Annotated in this window: 9 protein-coding genes; 5 read left to right on the top strand and 4 right to left on the bottom strand. The window is 74.2% G+C overall.

Features of this window, described 5'->3' with window-relative positions; genetic code table 11:
• Positions 1-180: 180 nt before the first annotated feature.
• Positions 181-1,548 carry a phytase gene (locus tag ACFWP3_RS09130; RefSeq protein ID WP_384217895.1) on the top strand — a complete coding sequence of 456 codons (1,368 nt, stop codon included), beginning with the start codon at positions 181-183 and terminating at the stop codon, positions 1,546-1,548.
• Positions 1,549-1,568: 20 nt separating this feature from the next.
• Here ACFWP3_RS09130 and ACFWP3_RS09125 read toward each other — a convergent pair whose 3' ends face one another.
• Positions 1,569-3,032, bottom strand: a complete 1,464-nt coding sequence (locus ACFWP3_RS09125; RefSeq protein WP_384217892.1) for an MFS transporter — start codon at positions 3,030-3,032, stop codon at positions 1,569-1,571.
• A 211-nt stretch (positions 3,033-3,243) separates the two neighbouring features.
• Here ACFWP3_RS09125 and ACFWP3_RS09120 point away from each other — a divergent pair, with 211 nt between their 5' ends.
• On the top strand, positions 3,244-4,512 hold the full coding sequence (locus ACFWP3_RS09120) for a serine hydrolase domain-containing protein (RefSeq protein WP_384217890.1): 1,269 nt from the start codon (positions 3,244-3,246) through the stop codon (positions 4,510-4,512).
• A 12-nt stretch (positions 4,513-4,524) separates the two neighbouring features.
• Here the strand turns inward: ACFWP3_RS09120 and ACFWP3_RS09115 are convergent, their stop codons facing one another.
• The 3 genes from ACFWP3_RS09115 to ACFWP3_RS09105 all read right to left on the bottom strand — a co-directional run bounded on the left by ACFWP3_RS09115 (position 4,525) and on the right by ACFWP3_RS09105 (position 9,797).
• Positions 4,525-7,551 (bottom strand): MMPL family transporter, encoded by a 3,027-nt coding sequence (locus ACFWP3_RS09115; protein ID WP_384217887.1) that lies wholly within the window; start codon positions 7,549-7,551, stop codon positions 4,525-4,527.
• 102 nt (positions 7,552-7,653) lie between these two features.
• Positions 7,654-9,090, bottom strand: coding sequence for an ATP-binding protein (locus ACFWP3_RS09110; protein ID WP_384217885.1), 1,437 nt, complete (start codon positions 9,088-9,090; stop codon positions 7,654-7,656).
• On the bottom strand, positions 9,087-9,797 hold the full coding sequence (locus ACFWP3_RS09105; protein WP_384217882.1) for a response regulator transcription factor: 711 nt from the start codon (positions 9,795-9,797) through the stop codon (positions 9,087-9,089). The genes ACFWP3_RS09110 and ACFWP3_RS09105 overlap by 4 nt, the downstream gene beginning before the upstream one ends.
• Positions 9,798-9,995: 198 nt before the next feature.
• Between ACFWP3_RS09105 and ACFWP3_RS09100 the strand changes: the two genes are divergently transcribed.
• The 3 genes from ACFWP3_RS09100 to ACFWP3_RS09090 are packed head-to-tail and all read left to right on the top strand — an operon-like array spanning position 9,996 to position 13,903.
• Positions 9,996-10,856 (top strand): ABC transporter ATP-binding protein, encoded by an 861-nt coding sequence (locus ACFWP3_RS09100; protein WP_384217879.1) that lies wholly within the window; start codon positions 9,996-9,998, stop codon positions 10,854-10,856.
• On the top strand, positions 10,853-11,833 hold the full coding sequence (locus ACFWP3_RS09095) for an iron-siderophore ABC transporter substrate-binding protein (protein WP_384217877.1): 981 nt from the start codon (positions 10,853-10,855) through the stop codon (positions 11,831-11,833). The genes ACFWP3_RS09100 and ACFWP3_RS09095 overlap by 4 nt, the downstream gene beginning before the upstream one ends.
• Positions 11,834-11,836: 3 nt before the next feature.
• Positions 11,837-13,903, top strand: coding sequence for an iron ABC transporter permease (locus ACFWP3_RS09090; RefSeq protein ID WP_384217875.1), 2,067 nt, complete (start codon positions 11,837-11,839; stop codon positions 13,901-13,903).
• Positions 13,904-14,014: the final 111 nt, after the last annotated feature.

Below are 14,014 nucleotides of genomic sequence, written 5' to 3'. Positions count from 1 at the left end.
GGCACCTCGGCGGTTCGGCGCGCCGGTCCTCCGGCCGCCGGTCCTCCGGCCATCGGTCCTCCCACGGGGTCATCGACCGCTCATACGGCCGCCACATCGCCTCCATGTCGGCTACCCGCGAGTAGGCCAGGGTGGCGGCCCGCCCGGCGCTTCGACCCGACTCCGTGACCAGGAGGCAGCATGCGTGTGAGTGTGACCCCGAGCAGGAGGACCCCGTTCGTCGCCGCGGCGACGATCGCGGCCCTCGTAATGATCGCCGTACCGGCGCACGCACAGGCTCCGGCACCGGCGCACGCACACGCGGACCGGGGCGCGGCCCCGGCGCTGCCCGAGGTGTCCGCCTCGGCCGAGACCCCGTCGCTCTTCGACGACGAGGCGGGCGGCAACGCCAACGCCGACGACCCGGCGATCTGGCGGAACGCCTCCGACCCCGACCGCAGCCTGGTCATCGCCACCGCCAAGGAGGGCGGGCTGCGGGTCTACGACCTGGACGGCCGCCAGGTCCAGAGCCTGCCCGCGCCGCCGCCCCCGCGCGACGGGGACAAGCCCGGCCGCTTCAACAACGTCGACCTGATCACCGGGCTGCGCTTCCCCGACGGCCGCCACGACGTGGCCGTGGTCTCCGACCGGGGTCGCGACCAGCTGCGCTTCTACCGGATCGACCCCGGGCGCCGCACCGGGCCGCTCGTCGACGTCACCGACGAGGCGGCCGCCCCGCTGGTCTTCTCCTCCGGCCAGGACGAGGTCGGCGACCAGCGCACCGCGTACGGCCTGGCCGCCTACACCGACCGGCGCGGCCGCTCGTTCGCGGTCACCAGCCGGCGCCACGACACCAGGCTCGCGCTCGCCGAACTGACGCCGGACGCGCGCGGAACGGTCGGCTACCGCCTGGTCCGGACCCTCACCCTGCCGTCCTCCTTCACCCTGCCCGACGGGACGCGCTGGACCCCGTGCGCCGAACCCGGTGAGCTTCCCCAGGTCGAAGGCATGGTCGTCGACCCCGACAGCGGCGACCTGTACGCGGGCCAGGAGGACGTGGGCATCTGGAAGCTCGACGCCGACCTGCGCTCCCCGGCCCGCCTGATCGAGAAGGTCCGTTCCTACGGCGTGCCCGGCACCTGGAACCCGGGGACCGAGGAATGCGACGCGGGCGCCGACCCGGGCTTCGGCGGCCGGTACCTCAGCGCCGATGTGGAGGGCCTGACGATCTGGCGCGACCCCGAGGACCCCCGCCGCGACGGCTACCTCATCGCCTCCGGCCAGGGCGACGACACCTTCGCCGTCTTCGACCGCGGCCACCGCAACGCCTTCGTCCGGGGCTTCCGGGTCACCGCGGGCGCCGCGCCCGGCGCACCGGACGGCTCGGAGGTCTGCGACGGCGCAGCCGTCACCAGCGCCCCGCTGGGACGGAGGTTCCCGAACGGCCTGCTGGTCGTCCAGGACGGCGCCAACACCCCCGAAACCGCCGGACCCGACGGGCAGCCCCGTACCGATACCGACTTCAAGTTCGTCGACTGGGGCAGGCTCCAGCGCGCAGCAGGCCTCTGACCGGCCGACCGGCCGGCCCGTCAGCAGCGGCGGGTCTGGTACGGAACGGGCGCGGGCGGCGGTCCGGGCGGCGTCGGGCACCGGCGCAGGGCGAACAGGAAGGTCAGCGCGATCCCGCCCGCCACGAAGAAGAGCGCGGTGGAGATCCCGTCGGCGGTGGCGGTGCGCAGCGGCTCGCCGGACAGTCCGTCGAGGCCGGCCGTCGCGATCAGGACGAGGACGGCCAGGCCGACCGCCGCGCCCGCGCCCGAGCCGGTCGAGGCGATGCCGGAGGCGATGCCCTGCTGCCGGTCGGGGACTCCGGTGGCGGCCGCGATGAACATGGCGGTGAAGACCACCCCGTCGCCGATGCCGAGCGCCACCAGCCCGGGGACGAGCCCGGCGTAGCTGCCGTCCGGCGAGATCGCGAGGCCCAGCCCGACCGCACCGAGCGCACCGACGGCCAGGGACGCGACCAGGGTCGGCCGCAGCCCGAACCGGGTCACGAGCCGGCCCGCGGTGGCCGACCCGGCCACCACCACCGCCGTGGGCAGGAGGAACCCCGCCCCCGTCCGCAGGGCGTCGTACCCCAGCACCTCCTGGAAGTAGACGGACAGGAAGTAGAGCACCGAGCCGAAGGTCGCCATGAACATGAAAGCGATGACGACGCCGGTGACCAGATGGGGTTTGGCGAGCAGCCCCGGCGGCATGAGCGGGTCGCCGCTGCGCCGCTCGATGACGACGAACGCCGCGATCAGCACCGGGCCCACCACAGCGCTGCCCAGGACGCCGGGCGAAAGCCAGCCCAGTCCGGGGCCCTGTACGAGGGCGAACACGATGAGCGTGACCCCGAGCGTCACGCTGAGCGCACCGGGCAGGTCGAAGCTGCGGCCCTTCTCCCGGGCGCCGTCCCGGGGGATCAGGACGAAGGCGAGCAGCAGCGCGGGGCCGGCCAGCGCGACGTTGACGAGGAAGACCGCCTCCCAGCCGAAGGCCTGCGTCAGCAGACCGCCGAGCAGCACACCGATGACGAGCCCGGCCGCGCCCGCCCCGCCCCAGATCCCCAGGGCCCGGTTGCGGGTCCGGCCTTCGGCGAAGGTGGTGTTGATGAGGGCCAGGGTGGTGGGGAAGACGAGCGCGCCACCGAGGCCCTGGACCGCGCGGGCGGCCAGCAGCAGCCCGGGCCCGGTGGCGAGGGCGCCCGCGAGCGAGGCCCCGGCGTACAGGGCGAGCCCGGTGACCAGGATCCGGCGCCGTCCGAGCAGGTCGGCGGCGCGCCCTCCGAACAGCAGGAAGCCGGCCGAGGCCACCGCGTAGGCGCTGATGACCGACTGGAGCGTCCGGGCGGAGTAGCCGAGGTCGCGGGCGATGTCGGGCAGGGCCACGACCACGATGTACTGGTCGAGCGAGACGATCAGCATGGCGAAGGACAGCAGTCCGAGCATCGCCGTCTCACGGTTCCAGCCGAGGCCGCCGGGCGCGGACGCTGTCTCTGTGGGTCGCACGGCAGGGCTCCTGACGATCGCTCACGTCTGCGCTTGCGGCCCGACCCTATACAGCGGGCCCGCGCCGACCCCGTCAGCGACCCACGCTCCTCGTCAGAGCCGCCGGCCGCCGCGCCGACCGTTCGCCGCCGCGGCCCCGGTCGCCGGTCGGGGCGGGGGTTCCTACGATGGAGGAACAGCCTCGGGGACCGGTGTTCAGGGGTGATGCGCCATGCGCAGCTTCCGGGCGTTCCCCGCGATGGCGGCCGCCACTGTGCTCATGAGCGCGCTGTGTGCGGGACAGGCTCCCGCGGCGGCGCCGCAGGGCAGGGTGGACGTCGATGCCGCCACGGCCGAGCGGCTGGACGACGCGGTCACCGCGGCCATGGAGAAGGCGGACATCCCGGGGGTCAGCGTCGGGCTGTGGTTCGACGGCCGCGGCTCCTACGAGCGCTCCTTCGGCGTCTCCGACACCGCCACCAAGATCCCCATGAAGACCGACCTGTTCACCCGGATCGGCAGCGTCACCAAGACCTTCACCGTCACCGGCGTGCTCCAGCTCGTCGACGAGGGCAAGCTGGCCCTCGACGACCCCGTCTCCAGGCACCTCGACGGGGTGCCCGGCGGCGACCGGATCACCATCCGCCAGCTCGCCGACATGCGCAGCGGGCTCTTCAACTACACCGAGGACAAGGCGTGGCTGGCCGAGTTCCAGGCCGATCCGACCCGCTCCTGGACCCCGCGCGAGCTGCTGGACATCGCCTTCCGGCACCCCGCCGAGTTCCCGCCCGGCACCCGCTGGGAGTACTCCAACACCAACACCGTGATCCTCGGCCTGCTGGTCGAGAAGCTCAGCGGGCAGAGCCTGGCCGCCTACCTGCGCGACCACGTCCTCGACCCGGCCGGCCTCGACGACACCGCCTTCCCGACGGGCGCCGAGATCCCCAGCCCGTACGCCCACGGCTACACCGACTTCACCCCCGGCGGGAAGGTCGCCGACGCCTCCCTGTGGAACCCGTCCTGGGGCTGGGCCGCCGGCGCGATGACCTCCACCCTGGACGACCTGCGCACCTGGGTCCCCGTACTGACCAGCGGGAAGCTGCCCGACGGCGAGCGGCTGCTGGAGCCGGGCACACAGGCCGACCGGATGCGCGCCCTGCCGACGGGCCACCCCGGCGTGGGCTACGGGCTGGGCATCGCCGACATCAACGGCTGGGTCGGGCACAACGGCGAGCTGCCCGGCTACGAGACGATCGCGGCCCGCCTCCCGCAGGACGGCGCGGTCCTCGTCGTCATCGTCAACTCCGACATCGACAAGGGCACGGGCAGCCTGAGCACCCTCATCGGCAAGACCGTCACCGAGATCGCCACTCCCGACCACCCGTGGTCGCTGCCGGCCGCGGCGCAGCCGAACGTCTCGCCCGACGCCACCCCGCCCGCGACCGGAACCCAGACGCCGCAGACGTCGCCGCAGACGCCGCCGAAGCCGTCCGGCTCCTGACCGGACGCTCCGTCACGCGCCGCCGGGCAGGGCGCTCGGGCCGCCCGTCAGGGCCACGTGCAGGCCGTCCGGACCGACCTGTACGGAGGTGGCCTTCAGCCCGAGCGGGTACTCCCCGGCCCCCGGCCCCGCCCCGAGACCGCCGTCGTCCAGGCCGAGCCTGCTCGTCGGGACGGACCGGCCGAAGAGGGTGAACCCGTCGACGGCCAGGGTCACCTTTCCCTCCGCGAGCACGGGACGCAGCGTCAGCTGCCCCGCGCCGCCCGGGCCGACGGAGGCGAGGACGGTACCCGCGGCCGGATCGGTGGTGACCGCGCTCACCGGCACGGACGGCGCGGCGCTGCGGATCGCCGCCGCGATGGACGGCGTGGAGGCCGTCACCTGCACGTGGGTGCTGCCGACGGTGGCCTCCCCGCCGAGCCGGACCTCGTCGAGCCGCGCCGTGACACGGACGTGGGAGAGGCGCCCGAGCCGGGCGTCGTCGCTGCTGATGTCGAGCCGCGGGATGCTCTCGCGCGCCAGGTCCCACAGGACGGACCCGCCGGGCGTGCGGACCGCCACGTTGCCGCCGAGGGCGGGCGCGGCCGCGGCGACGCGGTGCTGGAGCACGGTACGGGCCGCGAACTCGGCCGCTCCCGCGGCGAGTACGGCCACCAGGACGACGGCGGCCGTGACCGTGAGGGCGAGGTGACGGCGCAGGGCCGCACGGGCCCTGGTGAGGCGCTGTTTCATCGGCCGTCCTTCCGGGCGGGTACGGGGGCGGGCGTCGCGGCGGGGTCCGGTGGCCCGGAGTTCCCGGCGGACCCGGCAGACTCGGCGGACCCGGCTGACCCGGTGGGCTCGGCGGCCGGTGCGGCCGGTGAGGCCGGGGGGGCCTTCCGGGTCCAGGTGCGGGAGGAGGCGGTCGAGCCAGCCGGGGAGCCACCAGTTGGCGCGCCCGAAGAGGTACATGGACGCGGGGACCAGGAGCAGGCGGACCACGGTGGCGTCGATGATGACGCTCACGCCCAGGCCCAGCGCGAGCATTTTGACGGCGACGTTCGTGGAGAGCAGGAACGCCAGGAAGACGCTGGTCATGATCAGTGCGGCGCAGGTGATGACGCGGGCCGTGGAGGCGAGGCCGGTGGCGACGGCCAGGTGGTTGTCCCCGCGGTGCAGCCACGTCTCGCGGATCCGGGAGAGCAGGAAGACCTCGTAGTCCATGGACAGTCCGAAGACGATCGCGAACATCATCATCGGCACGTACGACTCGACGGGCACCTTCTCGGTCACGCCGAACAGGGCTCCGCCCCAGCCCCATTGGAACACCGCGACGACCACGCCGTAGGCGGCGGCGATGGAGAACAGGTTGAGCACGGCGGCCTTGAGCGCGATCAGCGGGCTGCGGAAGACGGTGAGCAGCAGCAGGAACGCCGCGGCGACGACCACCCCGATGATCAGCGGCAGTTTGGCGGCGAGGGTGTCGGTGAAGGTCTGGGTGGCGGCGGTGGTGCCGGTGACGTAGCCGGTGGCTCCCGTCCCGGACAGGGCTCGCGGCACCGTGTCGTCCCGCAGGGTGTGGATCAGGTCGGCGGTCGCCTCGTCCTGCGGGCCGGTGGTGGGGGTGACCGTGGTGATGAGCAGGACGTGGTCGGGGCTGGGGACCGGGGGAGTCACGGAGACGACGCCGGGTACGGCGGCCAGCGAGCTCTGCAGCGAGGCGGCCAGGGCCTGGCGCCGGCCTTCGTCGGCGACCTGCCGGCTGTCGAGGTGGGTCACGACCGTCAGAGGGGCGTTGGCGCCCGGCCCGAAGCCCTCGGTGACCAGGTCGTGGGCGCGGCGGTCGGTCCGGCTGGTGGACTGGGCTCCGGCGTCGACGTGCCCGAGCCGCATGGAGGCGACCGGCACGGACAGGATGCCGAGCAGGAGCAGGCCGCTGACCAGGACGAGCCAGGGGCGACGGCTGACCCTGAGGGCCCAGCGGTGCCAGACGTCCGACTCGCCGGTGGGTTCGGCGACCGGCGTACGGACGTGGAGGCGGTCGATGCGCCGCCCGAGCAGGCCCAGCAGCGCGGGGGTCAGGGTCACGGACGCGGCGGCGGCCACGACGACGCTGAGCCCGGCCGCGACGCCGAGGGTGCCGATGAAGCCGACGCCGGAGACGCAGAGCCCGCCCAGGGCCATGGCGACCGTGGCGGCGGTGACCAGTACGGCGCGGCCGCTGGTGGCGACCGTACGCCCGACCGCTTCGGCGGGCTCCGCGCCGGCGTGCAGTAGGGCCCGGTAGCGGGTGGCGAGGAAGAGCGCGTAGTCGATGCCGACTCCCAGGCCCATCATCGAGGCCAGGGTCGGGGACGCCTGGGCGAAGTCGAACTGTCCGGCGAGCAGCCCGAGACCGGCCAGGCTGACGGCCAGGCCGAGCACCGCCGTCAGCAGCGGCAGTCCGGTGGCGGCGACGCTGCCGAAGCCGATCAGGAGCACGAGCACGGCGACGCCCAGGCCGATGGCCTCGGAGGTGCGGTCGGCGGACTTGGGTGTGGCCAGCTGGCCGAGCGGGGCCCCGTACTCGACGGTGAGGTGGTCGGCGCGCAGCGGCTCCACGGCGGCGTCGACACCGGCGAGGTAGGAGGGGTCGAAGGTGGCCGGGTTGCCCTCGAAGCGGACGGTGATCCGGGCGATGTCCCCGTTCGCGGAGACCGCGCCGGGCGTGCTCAGCGGATCGGCCACGGACAGGACGTCCGGCAGCCGGCCCAGCCCGGCGACCGCCGCGTCGATCGCGGCCCGGTGGTCGCCCACCGGGCCCTGGCCGGACCGGAGCACGATGGGGGCGGCGGTGCCGCCGGACCCGCTGGTGTGCGCGTCGAGCAGGTCGGCGCCGGTCTGGGTGCTGGTCCCGGGGAGCGAGAAGCTGTCCGCGTAGCTGCCGCCCCACGCGTGGTTGGCCAGCCCGATCCCGACGAGGGCGAGGACCCAGACGGCGACGACCCGCCACGCGTGCCGGGCGCACCAGCGCCCGCTGCGGTGGAGGAGACCGGGCCTCTCGGTGGATGGAGTGTTCATGGGGCCTCACTTTGCGCGGCGCGTGTAAGGGGGCCGTTGGCACATTGTTCGGGGAATGTACGGGCGCGGGCGCGCAGGCCGGGTCGGCCGGGGCCCGCGCCCTCAGGCGGCGGCGTCGGGTGCGGGCGGCAGGCTGACGGTGAAGCAGGCGCCGCCTTCGGGGCCGTGCCCTTCGACGCGGAGGACGCCGCCGAGGCGGGCGGTCAGGCGGCGGGCGATGGCCAGGCCCAGGCCGCTGCCGACCGGGCGGGTGTCCCGGTAGCGCTCGTGGAGGGCGCCCTCGTCGAAGGCGATGCGCACGTCGTCCTCGGTGAGGCCGGGCCCGCCGTCGCGGACCTGGAGCTCGGCCCCGCCGCCCGCCGCCGCACGGACGGCGAGGACGACGGGTGCGCCCCCTGGCGTGACCCGCAGGGCGTTCTGCACCAGGCCGTCGATCAGCTGCCGGACCCGGAAGGCGTCCGTGGCGACGATGACGGGCCGCTCGGGCCGCTCGACCCGCAGCTCCACGTCCTGCCGCGCGCAGGGGCCGGTCCAGAAGGCCGCGGCCCCGGCGACGACCGCGCCCAGGTCGGCCGGGGCCGGGTCGAGGCGGAAGTCGTCCGCCTCCAGCCGGGCCAGGTCCAGCAGGTCGCCCAGGAACCGGTCCAGGCGGCGGGTCTCCTCGGCCAGGACGGCGCCGACCTCCGGCATCGCGTCCGGCTCGATCAGGCCGTCGGCGAGCGCCTCGGCGTAGCCCTGCAGCGCGGTCAGGGGCGTGCGCAGGTCGTGCGAGACGGAGAGCAGGAACTCCCGCTGCCGGTTCTCGCTGCGGCCCAGCGCCTCGTCCAGGACGTTGAGGGCGCGCCCGATGTCGGCGGTCTCCCGCGGGCCGTCGACCGGGGCCGGTACGCCGCGTTCGCCGTCGGCCAGCCGGTGCGCGATCCGGGCGGCCGTCACGAGCGGACGGGCGATGCGGCGGGCCAGGAGCGCTCCGGCCAGTGCCGCGCCGAGCATGCCGACGACCAGCGGCACGACCACGTTGCGGCGGATCCGGTTCGTGTTCTCGGTGACGACCGCGTACGGCTCGGTCAGCACGACCGCGCCTCCGCGTACGCCGGGCTGTCCCACCAGCAGTACGTCCCGGCCGCCCAGGAAGCCGGTGGTGGAGACCGGTCTGCCCGCCATCAGGGCCGACTTCGACTCCCGGTCGACGGCCGGAGTGGCGGTGCCGCTCACCGTGCCGTCGGGGGCGATGACCGCGATCTGCACGCTGTTCGGCCCGCCGAGGACCTGGGCGCCGTGGAAGAGGGCTTCGGACAGGGCCGGCAGCCGGCTGAGCACGGTTGCCTGCCGCGTCAGTTGGTCGCGTTCGCGCTGCTCCGCGCCGTGCGCGGCGGTCTGCCAGGCGATCAGCCCGGTCAGCGCCACCGCGAGCGCCGCCACCAGGGTGGTCAGCACCACGATGTTGCGCGCGAGGGAGCCGCGGCGGGGGCTGCCGGGGCGGGGGCCGCCGGGGCGGGGGCCGTCCGGGCGCGGGCCGTCCGGGCCGGGGAGGCTCATCCGCCTGGGGCCGTCGCGCTGTAGCCGACGCCGCGGACCGTACGGATCGGGCTCGCGTCGCCGAGCTTCGCGCGCAGCTGGGAGACGAACACGTCGACCATGCGGGTGTCGCGGTAGCCGGGGTAGCCCCACACCTGGGCGAGCAGCTGCTCGCGGGTGAAGACCTGGCCCACGTGCCGGAGCAGGTGGGCGAGCAGGTTGAACTCGGTCGCGGTGAGCTCGACCGGCTCGCCGTCGACGCGCACGGTGCGGCCGGCCTGGTCCACGCTGAGCCGGCCGAGGCTCTCGGCTGCCCGGCCGGGAGAGTGGCCGGGCAGCCGGCCGGGCGGCCCCGCCGCGCGGCGCAGTACGGTCTTGACCCGGGCCACCAGCTCGCGCGGCGAGAACGGCTTGGTCAGGTAGTCGTCGGCGCCCAGCTCGAGGCCGAGGATCCGGTCGGCCTCCTCACCGCGCGCGGTGACCAGCAGCACCGGCGTCCAGTCGCCCGCGTCGCGCAGGGCACGGCAGACGGCGATGCCGTCCATGCCCGGCAGGCCGATGTCCAGCACGATCGCCACCGGGTGCATCCGCCTCGCGGCCGCGAGCCCGGCGGTCCCGTCGGCCTCGACGTGGACGCCGAAGCCCTCGCGCGCCAAGTAGAGCCGCTGCACATCGGAGATGTGGCGCTCGTCCTCGACGATCAGCACGAGGCCCCTGGACTGCGTCATCACTGCCTCTCACGTGCGGCGGACCGCGTCGATGCTAACCGCACCGGTCCGCCGTGCACGGGGACGCGCCAACACCCGTACATTCCCCGAACAATGCACCCGCCGACGGCCGGAGTGCGGAGTGGCCGATTTACGCTCTTGCGGATTCCCGCAGGGAAGTGGTTTGCCAATCGGTAAGGGTAGGCTAACCTTCCGATCGTGCAAGCAGTTGAAAAGACCACCGACGCCACGCGTCCCCAGGGTCATGAGCTTTCCGCCAAGGGCGTCACCGTGGCGTACGACGGCGTCGACGTCGTACACGACGCCGCGTTGACGCTGCTGCCCGGCGAAGTGACCGCCCTGGTGGGGCCGAACGGCAGCGGCAAGTCGACGCTGCTGCGCACGATCGCGCGCCTGCAGCGGCCCAGGACCGCCACGCTCGTCATCGACGGGGACACCGACGGCCTCGCCCTGAGCCCCCGTGAGTTCTCGCGCCGGGTCGCCCTGCTCACCCAGGGGCGCCCCACGCCGAGCGGGCTGACCGTACGCGACCTCGTCGAGTTCGGCCGCTACCCCTACCGGGGACGCTGGGGCCGGGACGACCCGGGCGGCCGGGACGCGGTGGACCGGGCGCTCGCCCTGACGGGCGTCACGGACCTCGCGGACCGCGGCGCCGAGCACCTGTCCGGCGGACAGCTCCAGCGCGTCTGGCTGGCCGGCTGCCTGGCACAGGAGACGGGCGTGCTGCTGCTCGACGAGCCGACGACCTACCTCGACCTGCGGTACCAGGTCGAACTCCTCGACCTCATGAGGGATCTGGCGGACGACCACGGCATCGCCGTAGGCGTCGTCCTCCACGACCTCGACCAGGCCGCCGCCGTCGCCGACCGGATCGTCCTGCTCCACGCGGGACGGGTCATCGCCGACGGCGACCCCGCGGACGTACTGACGCCGCAACGGCTCACCGACACCTACGGGATCCGCATCCACGTCGAAACGGACCCCCTCACCGGCCTGCTGCGCACCCGCGCGATCGGCCGGCACCACGCACGAAGCGAAAGGCTCAGCACCACCTCATGAGACGACTCCTCCTCACCGCGGCGGCCGCCACCGCCGCGGCCCTCACCCTGACCGCCTGCGGGACCACCGAACCCGCCAAGGACGACACCAAGAAGACCGCCGAGCGCATCACCCTCACCGATGACACCGGTGTGAAGGTGGAGCTCGACGGACCCGCCAAGAACGTCGTCGGGACCGAGTGGAACGTCGTCGAGAGCCTGATATCGCTGGGCGTCGACCCGGTCGGCGTCTCCGACGTCAAGGGCTACAAGGCCTGGAACACCGCCGTCCCGCTCAAGAACGAGCCCAAGGACGTCGGCACCCGCGGTGAGCCGAGCATGGACAGCATCGCCTCGCTGAAGCCGGACCTCATCCTGGCCACCACCGACCTGCCGCCGGCCGCCATCGAGCAGATGCGCAAGGTCGCCCCGGTCCTGACGGTGCGCGCCGCCGTCGCCGCGGACCCGATCGGGCAGATGACGAAGAACCTCGACATCATCGCCCAGGCCACCGGCACCACCCAGCAGTCCGAGAAGCTCAAGGGCCAGTTCCAGGCCAAGATCGAGGAGGGTCGCAAGGCCCTCGCCGACGCCGGCCGCGCCGGCGCCCCGATCGCCTTCGCGGACGGGTACGTCATCTCCAACCAGGTCTCGATCCGGCCCTACACCAGCGGCTCGCTGATCGGCGGGGTCAACGAGAAGCTCGGCCTGAAGAACGCCTGGACGGTCCAGGGCGACGAGGCCTACGGCCTCGGCACCACCGACGTCGAGGGCCTGACCAAGCTGCCCGAGGACGTCGAGTTCGCCTACATCGCCAACGACGGCGACAAGGACAGCACGCCCTTCACCGGCGCCCTGGCCCAGGACAAGGTGTGGACCACGCTGCCGTTCGTGACGAAGGGCAACGTGCACCGTCTGCCCGACGGCATCTGGATGTTCGGCGGTCCCGAGTCGATGAACAAGTACATCGACGCGCTCGTCGCCGCTCTGAAGAAGTAACCGATGGCCGTCACCGCAACCCGCCCCGCCACCCGGCCCTCGGCGGCCGCGTCCCGGACGGGCGCGGCCGCGGTGACGGCCGCGATGGTCCTCCTCGTCACGGTCCTCGCGATCGTCGACATCACGCAGGGGACGGCGGACGTCGGCGGCTCGGAGGTGTGGAAGGCGCTCACCGGCCGGTCCGATCCGGCCGACGCGTCCGTCCTCATCGCCTCCCGGCTGCCGCGCATGACCGCCGGCCTGCTCGTCGGCGCCCTCCTCGGCATGGCGGGCGCCGCCCTGCAGGCGGTCAGCCGCAACGTCCTCGCCGCACCCGACACCCTGGCCGTCAACGCGGGCTCCTACTTCGCCCTCGGCCTCATCAGCGCCAGCGGCCTCTCGCTGCCGCTCCTGGCCTCCTCCGGTGCCGCCTTCGTCGGCGGCCTCGCGGCGGCCGCCGTCGTCCTCGGACTGTCCGGGCTGGGCACCGGCACCGTCCGGCTCGTCCTCGCGGGCAGCGCCCTCACCCTCGGCCTCACCGCCCTCACCGAGGGCCTGCTCCTGCTGTTCCCGCAGGAGACCGAGGGCGTCTACCACTGGAACCAGGGCAGCATCGCCCAGCACGGCTTCGACGGCGTGCTGCAGGTGGCGCCGATCGGCGGCGTCGGCCTCGTCGGACTGCTGCTCCTCGCCCGCCGGGTCGACGCCCTCGCCCTGGGCGACGACGCGGCCCGCGGCCTCGGCGTCCCGGTCCGCGCCACGCGGGTCACCGCCGTCGTCCTGGCCGCCCTGCTCTCCACGGCCGCCGTCACCCTCGCCGGCCCCGTCGGCTTCGTCGGCCTGTGCGCGCCCGCCCTCGTCCGCCCGCTCGTCCGCCGCTTCCGCGCCTTCGCCCGCTCACGGGTGAGCCTGCCGGTCGCGGGCCTCACCGGCGCGGCGCTGGTGATCGGCTCCGACGTACTGCTGCGCGCGCTCGTGCCGGCGGACGTGGCGGTCGCCGTGCCGACCGGCGTCGTCACCAGCCTCGTCGGCGCCCTCTTCCTCGTCGTCATGGCCGTACGGGTCCGGGACACGGCCGGGGCCACCGCCACCGACCGGCTGCGCATCAGGAGCAGGTCCGTCTTCCTCACCACCACGGCCGTCCTGGTGGCGGTCCTCGTGGGCGTGGTCGTCGCCGCCGTCCTGGTGGGCGACAGCAAGCTGCTGCTGGGCGACGTGGTGAACTGGGCGCAGGGACGCGCCGGCCGGACCGTCACCTTCGTCCTCGACACCCGCGTGCCCCGGGTCCTGGCCGCCCTGCTCGCCGGAGCGGCCCTCGCCCTGGCCGGCTCCCTCGTCCAGTCCGTGACCCGCAACCCCCTCGCCGAACCAGGTGTCCTGGGCGTCTCCGGGGGTGCGGCGCTCGGCGCCGTGCTCCTCGTGACGACGGTGCCGATGGCCGGCACGTGGGGCGTGGCCGGTGCGGCCTTCGCGGGCGCCGCGGTCGCCTCCGTCCTGGTGTTCGGGCTGGCCGCGCGGGGCGGGTTCCAGCAGAACCGGCTGGTCCTCGTCGGGTTCGGCACCCATACCGCGGCAGCGGCCCTGGTGAGCCTCCTCATCATCCTCACCGACCCGTTCAACGCGACCAAGGCGCTGACCTGGCTGTCGGGTTCCACCTACGGCAGGTCCCTGTCCGACGTGGTGCCCCTCGCGATCGTGCTCGTCGTGGGCATGGCCATCGCGGTGGTGCGGCGCACCGAACTCGACCTCGTGTCGCTCGACGAGGACACCCCGAGGCTGCTCGGACTGAGCCTGGGACGCGGGCGCCTGGGCTTCCTGTCCCTCGCCGTGCTGCTCAGCGCGACGGCTGTGGCCGCCGCCGGCACGATCGGCTTCGTGGGGCTCGTGGCACCGCACGCGGCCCGCGCCCTGGTGGGCCGGCAGCACGTGCGGGTGGTTCCCGTCGCGATGCTCCTCGGCGCGGTGCTCGTCTGCACCGCGGACCTGGTGGGCCGGACCGTCATCGCACCGGCCCAGCTCGGCGCCGGCCTGATGACCGCGGTCATCGGCACGCCATACTTCCTCTACCTGCTGATCCGCAGCCGCCGGTAGGCGGCGGGAAGCCGGCCCGCGCCCATCGGGGCGGGGGGGCGCCCCCCCCCCCCCCCCGGGGGCCCGGGGGGTATTAAAAAAAATAGCAGGCGCCCCAAGGGGGGGGGGTTT

Source organism: Streptomyces sp. NPDC058525 (genome assembly GCF_042719495.1).
Taxonomy (GTDB): Bacteria; Actinomycetota; Actinomycetes; order Streptomycetales; family Streptomycetaceae; genus Streptomyces.
Note: the sequence above shows the minus strand (reverse complement) of the source record. Positions and strands in the feature narration are given on the sequence as shown.

What these genes read in the sequence shown, in the direction of transcription:
- ACFWP3_RS09095 (WP_384217877.1), top strand. Translation starts at nt 10,853, where the DNA reads ATGAGACGACTCCTCCTCACCGCGGCGGCCGCCACCGCCGCGGCCCTC.
- ACFWP3_RS09090 (WP_384217875.1), top strand. Translation starts at nt 11,837, where the DNA reads ATGGCCGTCACCGCAACCCGCCCCGCCACCCGGCCCTCGGCGGCCGCG.
- ACFWP3_RS09130 (WP_384217895.1), top strand. Translation starts at nt 181, where the DNA reads ATGCGTGTGAGTGTGACCCCGAGCAGGAGGACCCCGTTCGTCGCCGCG.
- ACFWP3_RS09120 (WP_384217890.1), top strand. Translation starts at nt 3,244, where the DNA reads ATGCGCAGCTTCCGGGCGTTCCCCGCGATGGCGGCCGCCACTGTGCTC.
- ACFWP3_RS09110 (WP_384217885.1), bottom strand. Translation starts at nt 9,090, where the DNA reads ATGAGCCTCCCCGGCCCGGACGGCCCGCGCCCGGACGGCCCCCGCCCC.
- ACFWP3_RS09115 (WP_384217887.1), bottom strand. Translation starts at nt 7,551, where the DNA reads ATGAACACTCCATCCACCGAGAGGCCCGGTCTCCTCCACCGCAGCGGG.
- ACFWP3_RS09105 (WP_384217882.1), bottom strand. Translation starts at nt 9,797, where the DNA reads ATGACGCAGTCCAGGGGCCTCGTGCTGATCGTCGAGGACGAGCGCCAC.